This is a genomic window from Egicoccus sp. AB-alg2 (assembly GCF_041821065.1).
GTDB lineage: Bacteria > Actinomycetota > Nitriliruptoria > Nitriliruptorales > Nitriliruptoraceae > Egicoccus.
Genome location: NZ_JBGUAX010000001.1, coordinates 265,732 through 282,790 on the forward strand (window position 1 = coordinate 265,732; position 17,059 = coordinate 282,790).

Annotated in this window: 14 protein-coding genes; 4 read left to right on the forward strand and 10 right to left on the reverse strand. The window is 70.8% G+C overall.

The features are described from left to right. The first annotated feature begins 101 nt into the window (after positions 1-101). Genes ACERM0_RS01285 through ACERM0_RS01300 form a run of 4 tightly spaced genes read left to right on the forward strand, consistent with a single transcriptional unit; the run spans position 102 to position 4,237 of the window. Positions 102-1,076, forward strand: a complete 975-nt coding sequence (locus ACERM0_RS01285) for an ABC transporter permease (protein WP_373676679.1) — start codon at positions 102-104, stop codon at positions 1,074-1,076. Further along, positions 1,069-2,091 (forward strand): ABC transporter permease, encoded by a 1,023-nt coding sequence (locus ACERM0_RS01290; protein WP_373676680.1) that lies wholly within the window; start codon positions 1,069-1,071, stop codon positions 2,089-2,091. Before ACERM0_RS01285 ends, ACERM0_RS01290 begins: the two co-directional genes overlap by 8 nt. Beyond that, on the forward strand, positions 2,091-3,176 hold the full coding sequence (locus ACERM0_RS01295; RefSeq protein WP_373676681.1) for an ABC transporter ATP-binding protein: 1,086 nt from the start codon (positions 2,091-2,093) through the stop codon (positions 3,174-3,176). Before ACERM0_RS01290 ends, ACERM0_RS01295 begins: the two co-directional genes overlap by 1 nt. Continuing rightward, positions 3,173-4,237: an ABC transporter ATP-binding protein gene (locus ACERM0_RS01300; protein WP_373676682.1), complete on the forward strand. Its 1,065-nt coding sequence runs from the start codon at positions 3,173-3,175 to the stop codon at positions 4,235-4,237. Before ACERM0_RS01295 ends, ACERM0_RS01300 begins: the two co-directional genes overlap by 4 nt. 87 nt (positions 4,238-4,324) lie before the next feature. Here ACERM0_RS01300 and tpiA read toward each other — a convergent pair whose 3' ends face one another. The 10 genes from tpiA to gap all read right to left on the reverse strand — a co-directional run bounded on the left by tpiA (position 4,325) and on the right by gap (position 17,003). After that, positions 4,325-5,098 carry a triose-phosphate isomerase gene (gene tpiA, locus ACERM0_RS01305; RefSeq protein WP_373676683.1) on the reverse strand — a complete coding sequence of 258 codons (774 nt, stop codon included), beginning with the start codon at positions 5,096-5,098 and terminating at the stop codon, positions 4,325-4,327. 54 nt (positions 5,099-5,152) lie between these two features. Continuing rightward, on the reverse strand, positions 5,153-6,193 hold the full coding sequence (locus ACERM0_RS01310) for an ABC transporter ATP-binding protein (RefSeq protein WP_373676684.1): 1,041 nt from the start codon (positions 6,191-6,193) through the stop codon (positions 5,153-5,155). Beyond that, positions 6,183-7,250 (reverse strand): ABC transporter ATP-binding protein, encoded by a 1,068-nt coding sequence (locus tag ACERM0_RS01315; RefSeq protein WP_373676685.1) that lies wholly within the window; start codon positions 7,248-7,250, stop codon positions 6,183-6,185. Before ACERM0_RS01315 ends, ACERM0_RS01310 begins: the two co-directional genes overlap by 11 nt. A 14-nt stretch (positions 7,251-7,264) precedes the next feature. Next, entirely contained in the window at positions 7,265-8,194 is a 930-nt protein-coding gene (locus ACERM0_RS01320; protein WP_373676686.1) for an ABC transporter permease, read from the reverse strand. Next, the gene (locus ACERM0_RS01325; protein ID WP_373676687.1) at positions 8,187-9,110 is read right to left on the reverse strand and encodes an ABC transporter permease; all 924 of its coding nucleotides are present in this window, start codon (positions 9,108-9,110) and stop codon (positions 8,187-8,189) included. Before ACERM0_RS01325 ends, ACERM0_RS01320 begins: the two co-directional genes overlap by 8 nt. A gap of 129 nt (positions 9,111-9,239) precedes the next feature. Continuing rightward, on the reverse strand, positions 9,240-10,877 hold the full coding sequence (locus tag ACERM0_RS01330; protein WP_373676688.1) for an ABC transporter substrate-binding protein: 1,638 nt from the start codon (positions 10,875-10,877) through the stop codon (positions 9,240-9,242). Between the two features lie 266 nt (positions 10,878-11,143). Then, entirely contained in the window at positions 11,144-12,922 is a 1,779-nt protein-coding gene (locus ACERM0_RS01335) for an ABC transporter ATP-binding protein (protein WP_373676689.1), read from the reverse strand. After that, positions 12,919-14,721: an ABC transporter ATP-binding protein gene (locus ACERM0_RS01340; RefSeq protein ID WP_373676690.1), complete on the reverse strand. Its 1,803-nt coding sequence runs from the start codon at positions 14,719-14,721 to the stop codon at positions 12,919-12,921. Before ACERM0_RS01340 ends, ACERM0_RS01335 begins: the two co-directional genes overlap by 4 nt. Before the next feature lie 4 nt (positions 14,722-14,725). Further along, entirely contained in the window at positions 14,726-15,901 is a 1,176-nt protein-coding gene (pgk, locus tag ACERM0_RS01345) for a phosphoglycerate kinase (RefSeq protein WP_373676950.1), read from the reverse strand. Between the two features lie 97 nt (positions 15,902-15,998). Beyond that, positions 15,999-17,003 carry a type I glyceraldehyde-3-phosphate dehydrogenase gene (gene gap / locus ACERM0_RS01350; RefSeq protein ID WP_373676691.1) on the reverse strand — a complete coding sequence of 335 codons (1,005 nt, stop codon included), beginning with the start codon at positions 17,001-17,003 and terminating at the stop codon, positions 15,999-16,001. Between the last annotated feature and the right edge of the window lie 56 nt (positions 17,004-17,059).

A 17,059-nucleotide genomic window follows, 5' to 3' on the forward strand; every position in this document is an offset into this window, starting at 1 on the left:
GGAAGCCTTCGCTAGCTTCCCGGCCGGCGTCCGTTTCGGACGAAACGGGCGCCGGCCCCCGCCCGGTCCTCGATGTCCTCCTACCGGGAAGGATTCGTCGGGTGCTCAACTATGCGCTGCGCCGCCTTCTGATCACGATCCCCATCCTCATCCTCTCGACGTTCCTCACCTTCGGGTTCGTCTCCTCCGTCGGAGACCCGCTCGCCGACCTGCGGGCGCAGCCGAACATCACGCAGGAACAGATCGACCGGGTCCGGGAGATGCGCGGCCTGGACGACCCCTTCCCCGTCCAGTACATCCGCTGGCTCGAGCAGATCCCCGGCGGCGGATTCGGCGAGTACCTGCTCTCGCCACGGCCGATCTGGCCCGACCTGCAGCGGGTGATGGGCAACACCCTCCAACTCGTCGTCGCGGCCGAGCTGATCGCGTTCGTGGTCGCCGTCGCGCTGGGCGTGCTGTCCGCCAAACGTCAGTACAGCGTCTTCGACTACTCGACGACGACACTCAGCTTCATCGGCTTCTCGATGCCGTCGTTCTGGTTCGCGCTGATCCTGCAGGTGATCGTGGTGCGGATCTACTTCGCCACGGGTGTCCGGGTCTTCCCGATCGCGAACCTGTCGTCGGCGAATCCCGGGACGGGGCTCGCCTTCTGGCTCGACCGCGCCCACCACCTGGTGCTGCCGGTCGCCTCGCTGGCGATCTTCTCCGTGGCGAGCTACAGCCGCTACATGCGTGCCTCGATGCTCGAGGTCATGTCCTCGGACTACATCCGCACCGCACGGGCCAAGGGCCTGCCGGAACGCAAGATCACCACGCGGCACATCATGCGCAACGCGCTGATCCCGACCGTCACCGTCGCCGCGCTCTCGTTCGGCACCCTGATCTCCGGCGCCATCGTGATCGAGACCGTGTTCGGGCTCGACGGGATGGGCCGCTACTTCATCAACTACCTCGGCCGCCGTGACCCCTACCCGATCATGGCCTGGCTGGTCATCGTCGGCTTCTTCCTGATGGTCGCGAACCTCGTGGCCGACCTGCTGTACGGCTACCTCGACCCGAGGATCCGCTATGAGTGACTCGTCGACGCCCCGGGACCGCGGCGGCGCGCTCCCGCAGGAGATCCCGGTCAACGGGGGCGCCGGTGGCGCGGAGATCGCGACGGACGACGCCCGGCTGCGTACCCCGGACGAGCCCGCCGTCGAGGACCCCGAGTACCACGACGGCAGCCAGATCGTCGTCCGCAGCCAGTGGCAGCTGTTCCGCCGACGCTTCTTCCGCCACAAGCTCGCCATGGGCAGCCTGCTGTTCCTCGTCGTCGTCGCGCTCGTGGCCCTGAACGCGGAACGCATCGCTCCCTATGGCTACGCCGAGATCAACGTCATCGACCGGTCGCTGTCGCCGACGTTCGAGAACTGGCACCTCTTCGGGACGGACCAGCTCGGACGCGACTACTTCAGCCGCGTCATCTACGGCACCCGGGTCTCGCTGCAGGTCGCCGGGGTCGTCGCGATCCTGACCACCCTCATCGGCACCGTGATCGGCGCGATCGCCGGGTTCTACCGCGGCTGGATCGATGCCATCCTGATGCGGCTCACCGACCTGGTCGTCATCGTGCCCCTGCTGGCCGTGCTGCTGATCGCCGCCGCGTTCCTGGGCCAGGGCCAGCCGATGCGCATCGCCATGATCATCGCGCTGTTGGTCTGGCCGACGCTCGCCCGCATTGTGCGCGGCATCTTCCTGAGCCTGCGCGAGAAGGAGTACGTCCAGGCGGCCCGCGCCTCGGGTGCGGGTGACCTGCGGATCATGTTCCGCCATATGCTGCCCAACACCATGGGCCCGATCCTGGTGAACATGACGCTGGTCCTCGCCTCGGCGATCCTCCTGGAAGCCACGCTGGCGTTCCTCGGCCAGGGCGTGAACCCGCCGACGCCGGCGCTGGGACTGCTCATCAACGAGGGCCGCAGCTCCATGCAGACCCAGTGGTGGCTGGTCGTGATGCCGGGCCTGGCCATCGTGGCCATCGCCCTGGCCATCAACTTCGTCGGCGACGGGCTGCGCGACGCGCTCGACCCGACCCAGCAGGAGAAGTGATGGGCGCCGAGCCGCAGTTCGTCGACGCACCGGCCGCGGACCCCGGTGTCCAGCCCCTGCTGTCGATCCGCGACCTGGTCACGGAATTCAAGACCCCGGACGGGATCGTCCATGCCGTCGACGGGGTCAGCTACGAGGTCTACCCCGGCGAGACCCTCGGCGTGGTCGGGGAATCCGGCTCCGGCAAGTCGGTCACGGTCATGAGCGTCCTGGGGCTCATCCCCCAGCCGCCGGGACGCATCGTGCGGGGCGAGATCCTGCTCGAGGGACGCAACCTCCTCGAGCTGTCCCCCAAGGAGATGCGCCGGGTCCGCGGCAAGGACGTCGCGATGATCTTCCAGGACCCGATGACGTCGCTCAACCCGGTGCTCACCGTCGGCGACCAGCTGGCCGAGGCCGTCCTGGTCCACGACGACGTCAGCGCCGACGTGGCCCGCAAGCGCGTCGTCGAGTTGCTCGAGCTGGTCGGCGTGCCCAACGCCGACCAGCGCTTCGACCAGTACCCGCACGAGTACTCGGGCGGTATGCGCCAGCGCGCCATGATCGCCATGGCGATGGCCAACCGACCGAAGATCCTCATCGCCGACGAGCCCACCACGGCGCTGGACGTCACCATCCAGGCCCAGGTCCTCGAGGTGCTGCACAAGGCCAAGGAAGAGACCAACGCCGGTGTGGTGCTGATCACGCACGACCTCGGCGTCATCGCGGAGATGGCCGACCGCGTCGTCGTGATGTACGGCGGGCGTGTCGTGGAGATGGGGACGGTCGACGAGATCTTCCACTCCCCCAAGCACCCCTACACGCTCGGTCTGCTGTCCAGCCTGCCGCGGCCGGACCAGGACATGGACCGTCTCGTGCCGATCCCCGGCCAGCCGCCCAGCCTCATCAACCTGCCCAGCGGCTGCTCGTTCCACCCGCGCTGCCACCTCGGCGAGGGCCGGCGCACGTGCCGCACGGAGGACCCGCCGTTGTTCCAGCTCGGGCCCATGCGGGGCTCGGCCTGCCACTTCCACCAGGAGATGGAGGACGAGATCCACCGCATCGAGGACACGACCGGGACCACCATCGAGGCGGACGACGCATGAGCGCAGCAGCCACCACCGACACCCCGCGCCCGGTTCCCGAGGACCAGCTCCACACCCGCTCGCCCCGCGGCGAGGAGATCCTGCGGGTCGAGGGGCTGACCAAGCACTTCCCGCTGCGCGGCGGGGTGTTCAACCGCCAGTACGGCGCCGTGCGCGCCGTCGACGGCGTCAGCTTCACCATCAACGCCGGCGAGACGGTCAGCCTCGTCGGCGAGTCCGGCTGCGGCAAGTCGACCACCGGGCGCTGCATCGTGCGCCTGCTCGACCCGACGGCCGGCAGGGTGTACTTCAAGGGGCACGACCTCGCGAAGATGTCGCACCGGCAGATGCGCCAGATGCGTCGCGAGATCCAGATCGTGTTCCAGGACCCCTACGCGTCGCTCAACCCGCGCATCAACGTGTCGGAGATCATCGCCGAGCCACTGCGCATCTACGGCCGCCACAAGAACGGAGGCAAGGACCGGGTCAAGGAGCTGATGCGGCTCGTCGGACTCAACCCGGAGCACGGCAACCGCTTCCCGCACGAGTTCTCCGGCGGTCAGCGCCAGCGCATCGGCATCGCCCGGGCCCTGGCGCTCAACCCGCAGCTGCTGATCCTCGACGAGCCGGTGTCGGCGCTCGACGTGTCGATCCAGGCCCAGGTCATCAACCTGCTCGAGGACCTGCAGGAGCAGCTGGGGCTGGCCTATCTGTTCATCGCCCACGACCTGTCGGTGGTGCGCCACCTCTCCGACCGCGTCGCGGTGATGTACCTCGGCCACGTCGTCGAGTTCGGCACCAAGCACCAGGTGTTCGAGCAGCCGACCCACCCCTACACGCAGGCGCTGCTGTCGGCGGTGCCGCTCACCGATCCGCGCATGCGCGGCAAGCGCGAACGCATCGTGCTCGAGGGCGACGTGCCGAGCCCCTCCAACCCGCCGTCGGGCTGCCGGTTCCGCACCCGGTGCTGGAAGGCCGAGGAGGTCTGCGCCACCGAGGTCCCCGAACTCATCGACCGTTTCGGGCACGGCCACCCCAGCGCCTGCCACTTCGCCGAGCCGAAGGCGACCATCCGCGGCTAGGCGCTTCGCTCCCCCGGGTCGGCGCACCGCAGCGCCGGGCTGGGGGGCAACGAGCGAGCGAAGCGAGCGAGCCGGGGGACCCAGCCCCTATCTCCGATGCCCCACGATGAGGGCGAAGTCCTCGCTGGACAGGCTGGCGCCGCCGACCAGCGCACCGTCGACGTCGGGCTGGCCCATCAGCTCGCGGATGTTGCCGGGCTTCACGCTGCCGCCGTACTGGATGCGGATGCCGGCCGCCGTCTGCTCGTCGTACAGCGACGCGAGCTCGGTGCGGATCGCGGCGCACAGGTCCTGGGCGTCCTGGGGGGTCGCCGTCCGGCCGGTGCCGATCGCCCAGACCGGCTCGTAGGCGACGACGAGATCGGCCGGGTCGGACACGGCGACGCCGGCGAGGCTGCCGCGGAGCTGCGACACGACCACGTCCACGGCCTGGCCGGCCTCGCGCTGCTCCAGCACCTCGCCGACGCACAGGATCGGCCGCATGCCATGGCGCTGCACGGCCGCGATCTTGGCGTTGACGATCTCGTCGGTCTCCCCGAACAGCTCCCGCCGCTCCGAGTGGCCCACGATGACGTAGCGCACGTCCAGACGCGCCAGCATCGTGGCCGAGATCTCGCCGGTGAAGGCGCCCTCGTCCTCGGTGTGGCAGTTCTGCGCGCCGAGGTGCATCGGCAGCCTGTCCGACTGCAGCAGCGTCTGCACGGACCGCAGGGCGACGAACGGCGGGCAGACGACGATCTCCTGCCCCTCGTAGTCGTCCTCACGCAGGTGGTAGGCCAGCTTCTGCACGAGCTGGATCGCCTCGAGATGATCGCGGTGCATCTTCCAGTTGCCCGCGATCACGGGTACGCGGTCGGTCACGGCTCTGGGTCCTTCGACGGCAGCTCGAACGGCGGGTGACGAGACCCTAGTGCGTCAGGCGACGTCCTCCTCGCGAACCTCGGCGTAGTGGCAGGCGCTGGGATGCCCGTGCCCGAACCGGTCGATCAGCTCCGGCACCTCCTCGGCGCACCGATCGGTCGCCTTCCAGCAGCGGGTGCGGAAGCGGCAGCCCGACGGCGGGTCGGCGGGGCTCGGGACGTCACCCTCGAGCACGATGCGCCGCTTGCGCCGCTCGGCGGCGTCGACGGCGGCGACCGGGACGGCCGACAGCAACGCCTGCGTGTAGGGGTGCGTCGCCCGCTCGTAGATGTCCGACTCGTCGCCGTACTCCACGATCTTGCCCAGGTACATCACGGCGACCCGGTCGGAGATGTGCCGGACCACCGCGAGGTCGTGCGCGATGAAGACGTACGCGAAACCGAACTCGTCCTGCAGTTCCTCGAGCAGGTTCACGACCTGGGCCTGCACGGACACGTCCAGCGCCGACACCGGCTCGTCGAGGATCAGCACCTCGGGGTTGAGCGCCAGGGCGCGGGCGATCCCGACGCGCTGACGCTGCCCGCCGGAGAACTGGTGGGGGTAGCGGTTGGCGAAGGCCGGGTCCAAGCCGACGCGCTCGAGCAGGGTCCCGAGCGTCTCGCGCCGCTTGTTCTTGGGCACCACGTCGGGGTGGATCTCCCACGCCTCGCCGATGATGTCGCCGACCGTCATGCGCGGGTTGAGCGACGCGTACGGGTCCTGGAACACGATCTGGACGTCGCGCCGCAGCCGCCGCAGCTCCTTCTTCGACATCTGGAAGATGTCCCGGTCCCGGTGGTAGGCATGACCGGCGGTCGGTTCCTCCAGGCGCAGCAGCGTGCGGGCGACGGTCGACTTGCCGCAGCCGGACTCGCCGACGAGGCCGAGCGTCTCGCCGCTGCGCAGCTCGAAGTCGACACCGTCGACGGCCTGGACGGACCCCACCTCGCGCCGGAAGACGATGCCCTGCGTGAGCGGGTAGTGCTTCACGAGACCCTCGATGCGCAGCAGGGTCTCGCCGGGGGTCCGGGAGCGGCCGAGCAGGTCACTGCCCATGCAGCACCTCCTGGAAGTAGTGGCACGCCGAGGTGCGGCGCACGGTGAGGTCACCGGCCTCGACCGGCTGGCCGTCGGTGACGTCGTAGGGCGGGGGCTCGACGGTCACGCAGTCGTCGCGGCGGTACGGGCAGCGTGGGTGGAACGGGCAGCCCGACGGGATGGCGGTCAGGCTCGGGGGCGCACCCTCGATGGGATCGAGCTCACCCTTGCGCTGGTCGAGCTGCGGGATCGAGCGCATCAGGCCTTCGGTGTAGGGATGGGCCGGACGCGCGTACAGCTGAGCGACGGTGCCCGTCTCCACGATCCGGCCCGCGTACATGACCGCCAGCCGGTCGGCGACCTCGGCGACGACCCCGAGGTCGTGCGTGATCAGGATCAGCCCCATGCCGGTCTGTTCCTGGAGTTCGGCCAGCAGGTCCATCACCTGGGCCTGGACGGTGACGTCCAGTGCGGTGGTCGGCTCGTCGGCGATCAGGACGTCGGGTTCCAACGCGAGGGCCATGGCGATCATCGCGCGCTGGCGCATGCCGCCGGAGAACTCGTGCGGGTACTGGTTGACGCGCTGGCGGGCGGACGGGATGCCGACCCGGTCCATCAGCTCGATGGCGCGGGCCTTCGCGTCGCGGCGCGACAGGCCGGCGTGCACGCGCAGCATCTCGCCGATCTGCCAGCCGACCGTGAACACCGGGTTCAGCGCGGTCAGGGCGTCCTGGAAGACCATGGCGATCCGCTGGCCGCGGACCCGACGACGCTCGTCCTCGGGCTGCTGGAGCAGGTCGTTGCCGCGGAAGCGGATCGCCCCCTTCGTGATGTGCCCGGGCGGCGTCTCGATCAGGCCCATGACGGCCTGCGCGGAGACGGACTTGCCGGACCCCGACTCGCCGAGGATCGCCAGCGTCTCGCCCGCGGCCAGCTGGTAGGTCACGCCGTTGACGGCGTTGACCGTGCCACGGGGGGTGCGGAACTCCACGTGCAGGTCCTCGACCTCCAGCACCGGCTCTGCCCGGCCGGCGTCGTGGAAGTGGGGCTCGGAGGAGGTGATCAGGTGGGACATCGCAGCGGCCTCCGTCAGCGCAGCTTCGGGTCGAGGGCGTCGCGCAGGGCGTCCCCCATCAGGATGAAGCTGAACACCGTGACCGAGAGGAACGCCCCGGGGAACAGCAGCAGGTGGGGCGCCTCGAGCAGCCGGGTCTGCGCCTGCGAGATCATCAGTCCCCAGGAGATCGCAGGCGTCTGCAGGCCCACGCCGAGGAAGGTCAGTGCCGCCTCGGCGGTGATCACGATGCCCACGAAGATCGTCGCGTAGACGACCACCGGCGTGACGGCGTTGGGCAGGATGTGCCGCCGCATGATGCGACCGTCGCTGGCGCCCAGGGCCCGCGCGGCCTGCACGTAGTCGGACCGGGCGGCCGCCAGCACCGACGAGCGCATGAGCCGCATCATCGTCGGCCACCCGAGCACGGCCAGCACCATCGCCACCTGCGGCACGCCGCGGTTGTCCAGGACCGTGAGCAGCACCAGGCCACCCAGGATCGTGGGCAGCGCGAAGAACACGTCGGTGACGCGCGCGATGACGGCGTCGATCGCGCCGCCGTAGTAGCCGGCCAGCGAGCCGAGCGTGACCGCGATGATGCTGGCGGTCAGCACCACGAGCAGGCCGACGGCGACGGAGGCCCGGGCCCCGTAGATCACCCGCGCGTAGTAGTCACGGCCCTGGATGTCGAACCCGAACCAGTGCTCGGCCGACGGCCGCTCCAGCGAGCGCGACAGGTCGGAGGCGACGGGGCTCGTGTCGGTGAACCAGCCCGGGAAGATCGCGATCAGCAGGATCAGGACGATCAGCAGCGCGGAGACGATGAACATCGGGCTGCGCCGCAGCTGGTACCAGGCGTCCGACCACAGCGAGGCCTGCTTGTCGTCGGCGACACCGGTCGTCGCCTTGGCCTCGGCGGAGGCGGACCCCGGAGCCGCGGAGGTGGACGAGGCTTGCTCACTCATAGCGGATCCTCGGGTCGAGCACGCCGTAGAGGACGTCGACGATGAGGTTGGACAGGATGAAGATCACGACGAGGGCGGTGACGATGCCGACGACGACCGGGCCCTCCTGCTGGCTGACCGCGCGGAAGATCTCGCCGCCGATGCCCGGGATGTTGAAGATCCCCTCGGTGATGATGGCGCCGCCCATCATGACCCCGAGGTCGGCACCCAGGAACGTGATGACGGGGATCAGGGAGTTGCGCAGCGCGTGACGGCCGACGACCCGGGAGCGCCGCAGGCCCTTGGACGTCGCGGTGCGCACGTAGTCGGCGCGCAGGTTCTCCACCAGGCTGGTGCGCAGCAGGCGTGCCGCGTAGGCCAGCGACGTCGCCGCGAGCACGAAGCCGGGCAGCAGATAGCTCTGCCAGCCGGCCCGGATGCCGGAGATCGGCAGCCACCCCAGCTCCAGGCCGATGACCAGCTGGGCGACGTAGCCGAGCACGAAGACGGGGATGGAGACGACCGCCGTGGTGGACACCAGCACGAGGTTGTCGACGAACGAACCGCGTCGCAGCCCGGCCAGGATGCCGGCGGTGAGCCCCAGCACGATCTCGATGACGAACGCGGTCAGTGCCAGACGCAGCGTGACCGGGAAGCGCTGCGCGAGGATGTCGGCGACCTGCCGGCCGGTGAAGGACTGGCCGAGATCGCCGGTGAAGACGCCCGCGATGTACTTGCCGTACTGGACGAGCAGCGGGTCGTTGAGGTTGTAGCGGTCGCGCAGGACCTCGAGCGTTGCCGCGGAGATCGGCCGTTCGCCGGCCAGGGCCTGGATCGGATCGCCGGGGATGGCGAACACCATCGCGAACACCAGGAAGGTGGCGCCGAAGAAGACGGGCACGGTCTGCAACAGCCGGCGGGCGACGTAACGTCCCACGACGTGCTCCTCACGTGGCGGCCCCGTCGGGCGGGGCGCGGTGCGGGCTTCGGGCTCGTCGACCCGGCAGCCGTGAGGGTGCGACCGCCCTGTGCGGCCGCACCCTCGACGACGTCGGGTCCAGGAGCGTCAGTCCTCGACCGAGACCTGCTCGACGCGCACGAAGGTGCGGCCGTCCATGATCACGTTGGACACGCGTGGCGTGTGGACCGTGGTCCGGGTCTCGTACCAGAGCGGAATGTTGGGCAGCTCTTCGAGGATGGCGTCCTCGGCCTGCTGGTACACGCCCTCGGCCTCGTCGAGGTCCGGCGTGGCGTTGGCCTCGCCGATCAGGTCGTCGACCTGCGAGCTCTCGATGCCGAAGTAGTTCGAGCTGCCGCCCGAGGTGTACAGCGGTTCGAGGGCGTACTGCGGCGAGCCGTAGGACAGGACCCAGCCGAGGCGGAACGGCCCCTCGATCTGACCACCTTCGAGCAGGTCGAGGTACTGGGCGAACTCGAGGCTCTCGAACCGGATGTTCTCGATGCCGAGGTTCTCGCGCCACTGGTTGCTGACGGCCTCGACCCACTCCTCGTGACCGGCCCCGCTGTTGAAGTAGACGACCAGCTCACCGTCGAAGCCACCGGCCTCGTCGAGCAGCTGCTGCGCCTGCTCCGGGTCGAACGTGCAGGCCTCGCACGCGTCCTCGCGGTGCGTGGCGAGGACCGGCGGGATCAGCGCGGTCGCGGGCTGACGGGCCCCGGCGAAGATCGCGTTGATGATGGCCTCGCGGTCGATCGCCATGGAGAAGGCGCGCCGCACGTCGACGTCCTCGAAGCGCTCGTCGTACATCGGGAAGCCCATGTACGTGAACGACGAGGTGTCGGTGCGGATCAGGTCCTCGCCGAAGTCGGCGTCTGCGGCACCCTCACGCTCCGGCGGGATGCCGTCGAGGATGTCGAGGTTGCCCTGCTGGACGTCGAGGTAGGCGGTGTTGATGTCCGAGTAGATCTGCCACACGATGCGGTCGGCCAGCCCCGGGTTCTCGCCCGGCCACTCGTCGTACCGCGTCATGGCGATCTGCTGGTCGCGCTCCCAGACGCCGTCCATCTGGTAGCGGCCGTTGCCGACCGGCGCCTCTTCGAAGGCGTCCATGTCGTCGTAGGCGACCTCCGGCAGCGGGTAGAACGCCGTGTAGCCGAGCATCGTCTCCAGCGGGCTGAACGGCTCGGTCAGCTCGATGGTGATGGTCGTGTCGTCGACGGCCTCGACGCCGGCCATGGCGTCGGTCTCGCCCGCCTGGACCTCTTCGTAACCGACGAAGTTCTCGAAGAAGTTCGCGTTGCGGTTGGCCGCGTCCGGGTCGACGGCGAAGTTCCAGGCGTCGACGAACGACTGCGCCGTGACCGGCGTGCCGTCGTGGAACGTGAAGTCGTCACGGATGGTGACGGTCCAGTTCTGCGCGTCGTCGGACTCGAGCGACTCGGCCATGACGGGCACCGGCTCGTAGGTCTCCGGGTCGTACTCGTAGAGACCGCTGAACAGCTGGTCCAGGACCTTCGAGCCGCAGACCTCGGTCGAGTCCTGCGGGATCAGTGACTGCGGCTCGCAGTTGTGGATGCTGAACTCGCCGCCGGCCGTCTGCTCGGCGGGCTCGGTCGCGTCGCCGTTGCCGCCGTCGTCCCCCGGGTCGGCCACCGGGTCGTCGCCCCCGCCGCCACAGGCGGTGATGAGCAGCGACGCGGCTGCGACCGCACCGAACGTGCGGGTGTACGAACGCATGCGCATGCAGCGCTCCTTGGTGTCGTGGAAGGGCGCCCACGGCCGTCCCGGCGGGGCGCGGTTGTGCGTGATGCGGCGGTCGCGCGTCGGCGCCGACCACCGTGACCCCCAGACCCTAACGTCGACCGGCCGAATGGACGGCCCAGCTGGCCGGGGCCACATGGACGGGTCGTTGGGTAGCGAACGATGCCCCGTTCTCGCCAATCGAGGGGCCGTTCGGACGCGGGCGCCGCACGGATCGCGTGACGTCGGTGCTGCCGGGAACACGCGCGTCAGGCCTGCGCACCACCGGCGATCGCGGCCCAGTCGGCATGCAGCGCCCGGTAGACCCCGTCGCGCGCGACCAGCTCGCCGTGGCGACCCTGCTGCACCAGCCGGCCGGCGTCGAACACGAGGACGCGGTCGGCCGCCTCGGCCGTGGACAGCCGGTGCGCGACCGTGACGCTGGTGCGCCCGCTGATCAGTCGCTCGATCGCCCGGCGCAGACGGACCTCCAGCGCCGGGTCCACGGCCGAGGTTGCCTCGTCGAGGACCAGCAGGTCGGGTGCCACGATCCAGGCCCGCACCAGGGCGACGAGCTGACGTTCGCCGGCCGACAGGCGCGAGCCCCGCTCCCCCACCCGTGTCGCCGGTCCGAAGGGCAGCGACGCCACCCACGCCGCCAGCCCGAGTTCCTCGAAGGCGGCGGCGACCTCGTCGTCGGTCGCGTGCGGTGCGCCGTAGCGGACGTTGTCGGCCAGCGTGGCGTCGAACAGGAACCCGTCCTGCGGCACGAACGCCACCCGCTGCCGCAGCGAGGCGAACCGGACCTGGTCCAGGGGGACGCCCGACAGCGAGATGGTGCCCTCGACCGGGTCCAGGAGCCTGGTCAGCAGCTTCACGAACGTCGACTTGCCGGACCCGGTCTCGCCGACCACGGCGACGCGTTCGCCCGGCGCGATCTCGAGGTCGAGGTCCGCGAGCACGTCGGGACCGGTCGGGTAGCGGAAGCGCACGCCGGTGAAGCGCACCGACAGCGGCCCGTCCGGCAGGTCTCGCCCCCCGGACCGGTGCCGCGCCGGGTCGCCGAGCTCCTGCGGCGTGTCGAGCACGTCGACGACCCGACGCACCCCGGCCGCGGCGGTCTGGGCCTGGTCGAGCACCTCGACGAGCAGCTGCACCGGCTCGATGAACAGGGTCACGAGGAACAGGAAGGCGACCAGCTGTCCTGCGGTGAGCCCGACGTCGGGGCCCAGCAGCACACCGCCGGCGACGACCAGGGCCGTCACCGACGCGGCGAAGAGCTCGCCGCTGGAGAACATGGCGGCGCCGAGCGCGCCGGTGCGGAACTCGGTGCGGAACTGCGCGTCCAGGGCGCGGTCGACCCGGGCCCGGCTGCGCTCCTCGGCGCCGAAGGCGCGGATCGTGGGCAGGCCGGCGATCGTCTCCGACATCGCCGCCATCGAGTCGGCGACCCGCAACCGGACCCGGTCGTAGGCCCGCGAGAGCACGCGCTGGAACAGCAGCAGCAGGATGGTGTAGAGCACCCCGGCGACCAGCACGAGCAGCGTGAGCCGCCAGTCGTACACGGCCATCAGGCCGAGCACGAGCAGGACCTGGGCGGCACCGACGAGCATGCCGACGCCGCCCCACTCGAGGAACTGGGTGATGGCCTCGATGTCGGAGGTCACGCGGGCCACGAGCACGCCGCGCCGCTCGGCCTGCACGTGCAGCACCGACAGGTCGTGGACGTGGCGGAACACCTTGACGCGCAACTGGGCCAGGCCGCGGGAGGCGGCCACGACCAGGCGGTACTGCGCGAGCCGGTTCGCGAGCATGGTCGCGAGCAGCGCCACGATCGCGACCGCACCGGCGGTCACGACGGCGGCGACGTCGATGGCGCCACCTGCCAGCACCTCGCGGTCGAGGACCTCGCGCACGGCGATCGGCACGACGAGCTGGCCGGCGGTGCCGACCACGGCCAGGACCAGCGTCAGGCGCAGGCCGTGACCGAGCACGGGCGCCTCGCGGACCGCCCGCCGGATCGCCGACAGCGCGGAGCGCGACGTCATGTCGGGTGCTCCGTCTCGTAGGCCCGCAGCAGGGCGGCGTACCCGGGCACCGTCCGCAGCAGGTCCTCGTGCGGGCCGTGGGCCACCACCCGGCCGTCGTCGACGAACACGACGTCGTCGGCCAGCATGATGCTCGAGCGGCGGTAGGCGATCATCACGATCGTCGACGGCAGGTCCGCCTCGCGCAGGGCGCGCAGGATGGCGGTCTCCACCGACGGGTCGACCGCCGAGGTGGCGTCGTCGAGCACCAGCAGCCGCGGCCGGCGCACCAGTGCGCGGGCGAGCGCGATCCGCTGACGCTGTCCGCCGGAGAGGGTCGTGCCACGCTCACCGAGGCGGGTGTGGAGGCCGGCCGGGAGGTCGTCGACGAACCCGAGCGCGTTGGCCATCCGCAGCGCCTCACGGATGCGGTCCTCGTCCGCGTCGAGGTGCAGCGCCACGTTGCCGGCGACGGTCTCGTCGAACAGGAACGCGTCCTGGGCGACGTAGGCGACCTCGCCGGGAAGGACACCGGGCGCCAGGCGTCGCAGGTCGCGCCCGTCGAGGCGGACCGTGCCGTGGTCGGGATCCCACAGGCGCGCGAGCAGCAGCGCGAGCGTGGACTTGCCCGACCCGGTGGGACCGACGACGGCGAGGGTCCGGCCCGGCTCGAGGTGCAGCTCGAGGTCGTGCAGCACCCGGACTCCCGGCTCGTAGCCGAAGGCGACGCGGTCGGCCTCCAGCCGGGCGGCCGGCGACGGCGGCGGCGTGCGGTCGTCGCCGTGGGTCAGCACGTCGTCGGCGCGGAGCACCGTCTCCACGCGCCGCCAGCCGGCGACGCTGTGGGCCGCGTCCCACATCAGGTAGCCGATCAGGCGCGTGGGCACCGCCAGCAGCGACAGCAGGTACGTGACCCGGACGAGCTCGCCCGTGGTGAGCGCGTCGCCCGCGATGCGGGCCGTGCCCACCACCAGCACGACGATCGTGCCGACGGCGGGCAGCCCCTCGGTCAGGGCGCGGTAGCCGGTCCACACGCGCCCGACCTCGACGAGCTGGTCCGCCAGGGAATCGGCGACGCGCCCGAATCGCTCCGTCTCCACCTGCTCGCGACCCAACGCCTTGACGGTGAGCGCGCCGTCGAAGCTCTCGTGCGCGACGCCGGCGACCGCGCCGCGCCGGCGCTGCGCCTCCTCCATCAGATGGAAGGTGAGCCACGCCCCGCGCAGGTCCAGACCGACGACGACGGCCAGCAGCACGACCGCGAGCCCACCGAGGTACGGGTCGGTCACCGTGATGACGGCGGCCGAACCGACCAGCAGGAACGTGACCCCGGTCGCGAACGGCAGCGGCGCCAGCATCATGGTCGCCTGCCGGCTGTCGACGTCCGAGACCGAGAGCAGGTCACCGACGCCGCGGGTGCCGAACCAGCGCAGGCTGAGCCCGAGCTGGTGCGCGATGAGCCGCTTGCGCAGGCGGGTCTGCGCCCCGAACTGCATCCGCGACGCGGCCGTGCGCCGCACGACGATGCCGACCGACTTCCAGACGGCCACACCCAGGATCAGCGCCAGCGCCGCGCCCAGCCGGCCGGCGGTCGGCGCGCCGTCGGTGAGCACGGGCACGATGACCTCGTCGGTGACCCAGCCGACCACCACCGCGCTGGCCACGATCGCCGAGGTGAACAGCACCGCGCCGACGGCCGCGAGGGTGAACACGACCGGCTGTTCGCGGACGAACCCGCCGATCAGGCGGGCGGCGTCGCCGACCACCTCGCGGGCCGAGGACGGGACCTGCTGTTCCGGGGTCGCCGCCCCCGTGCTCACCGACTCAGCGTCGCCGCAGTGCGGCGACGCCCGGCAGGTCCTTGCCCTCGAGCAGCTCGAGCGAGGCGCCACCACCGGTGGAGACGTGGTCGACCTGGTCGTCCAGGCCGAACTGCCGGATCGCGGCCGCGGAGTCGCCGCCGCCGACGACGGTGAACCCGTCTGCGGAGGCCATCGCCTGGGCGACGGTGTGCGTGCCCTCGGCGAACGAGGACCACTCGAACACGCCCATCGGCCCGTTCCAGAACACGCTGCCGGCGCGGCTGATCGCGTCGGCGTAGGCGTGGGCGGCACCGGGGCCGATGTCGAGGCCCATCTGGTCGTCGGGGATGTCGTCGACGTGCACGGTCCGTGCCGGGGCATGCTCGTCGAACTCCGGGGCGACCACCACGTCGTGGGGCAGCAGCACCTTCACGCCCCGCTCGCGGGCTGCCGCGACGAGGTCACGGACGGTGCCGACCTGGTCCGCCTCGACCCGCGAGGCCCCCACCCGATGGCCCTCGGCGACGAGGAACGTGAAGGCCATGGCGCCGCCGACGGCGACGACGTCGACCCGCTGCAGCAGGTTCTCCAGCACCGTCAGCTTGTCGCTGACCTTGGCGCCCCCGAGCACCGCCACGTAGGGGCGTGCCGGGTCCTCCAACAGCGTGCCCAGCACCTCGAGCTCGCGCGCGAGCAGCAGACCGGCGTAGCCAGGCAGTCGGGCCGGGATACCGGAGATGGAGGCGTGCGCGCGATGTGCGGCACCGAACGCGTCGTCGACGTAGACGTCCGCGAACGAGGCCAGCGCGTCGGCGAAGGCGTCGTCGTTGGCGGTCTCGCCGGCGTCGAAGCGCAGGTTCTCGAGCAGCAGCACCTGCCCGGGCCGCAGCGCCTCGGCCTTCGCGCGGGCGTCGGGTCCGACGACGTCCTCGGCGGCGACCACCTCGGCACCGAGCGCCTGGGCGAGGCGCGCGGCGACCGGCGCCATCGAGTAGGCCGGGTCGGGTGCGCCCTTCGGACGTCCGAGGTGCGAGGCCACCACCACGCGGGCGTCCTGGTCGAGCAGGCGGCGCAGGGTCGGCACCGACGACTGGATGCGCAGGTCGTCGGCGACCGCGCCATCGCGCAGCGGCACGTTGAGGTCGGCACGCACGAACACCCGCGTGTCGGCGGCGTCGAGGTCGTCCAGGGTGGGCACGCCGTCGAGCAGGGAGGTCACAGGGGCGCCTTTCGCGTCAGCCGGCCCGCGCTTCCGAGGAAGCGCGGGCCGGTGGGTCCGTCGAGGTGGCCGCTACCTACAGCTTGTCGCCCACGAAGACGACGGCCTCGGCGAGCCGGGTCGAGTAGCCCATCTCGTTGTCGTACCAGCCCATCACCTTGACCAGCTTGCCGTTGGCCATGGTGCTCTGGGCGTCGAAGATGCACGAGTGCGGGTTGCCGACGATGTCGATGGACACCAGCGGCTCCTCGCTGTACTCGAGGATGCCCTTGAGCGGCCCGTCGGCCGCCTCCTTCATGGCGGTGTTGACCTCGTCCGCCGTGACCTCGCGCTGCAGGACCAGGACGAGATCGGTGATGGAGCCGGACGGGATCGGCACGCGCAGGGCGAGCCCGTCGAGCCGGCCCTTCAGCTGCGGCAACGCCAGCGCGGCCGCCTTGGCCGCACCGGTCGTGGTCGGGACGATGGACAGCGCGGCGGCGCGAGCGCGGCGCGGGTCCTTGTGCGGGGCGTCGTGCAGACGCTGGTCGCCGGTGTAGGCGTGGACCGTGGTCATCAGGCCCTGTTCGATGCCGAAGGCCTCGTCGAGGACCTTCGCCATCGGCACGACGGAGTTGGTCGTGCACGACGCCATCGAGATGACGTCGTGGTTCTCCGGGTCGTAGACGTCCTGGTTGGCGCCCAGGACGATCGTCGCGTCCTCGTTCTTGGCAGGCGCGGAGATCACGACCTTCTTCGCCCCGGCGTCGAGATGCTTGGCGGCGTCGTCGCGCTTGGTGAAGAAGCCGGTGGACTCCACCACGACGTCGATGCCGAGGTCCTTCCACGGCAGGTTGGCGGGATCGCGCTCGGCGAGGACCTTGATCCGGTCGCCGTCGACGACGAGGTCGTCGCCGTCGATCTCCACCGTGCCGTCGAACCGTCCGTGGACGCTGTCGTACTTCAGCAGCAGCGCCAGCGTGGCGGTGTCGGTCAGGTCGTTGACCGCGACGATGTCGACGTCGAGGCCCTGCTTCTTGGTGGCCCGCAGGTAGTTGCGGCCGATGCGGCCGAAGCCGTTGATGGCGACGCGCAGGGACATCTGCTCTTCGCTCCTTGGAACCGGGAGGACATCAGGAAGGGGAGCTGGAAGCGGGG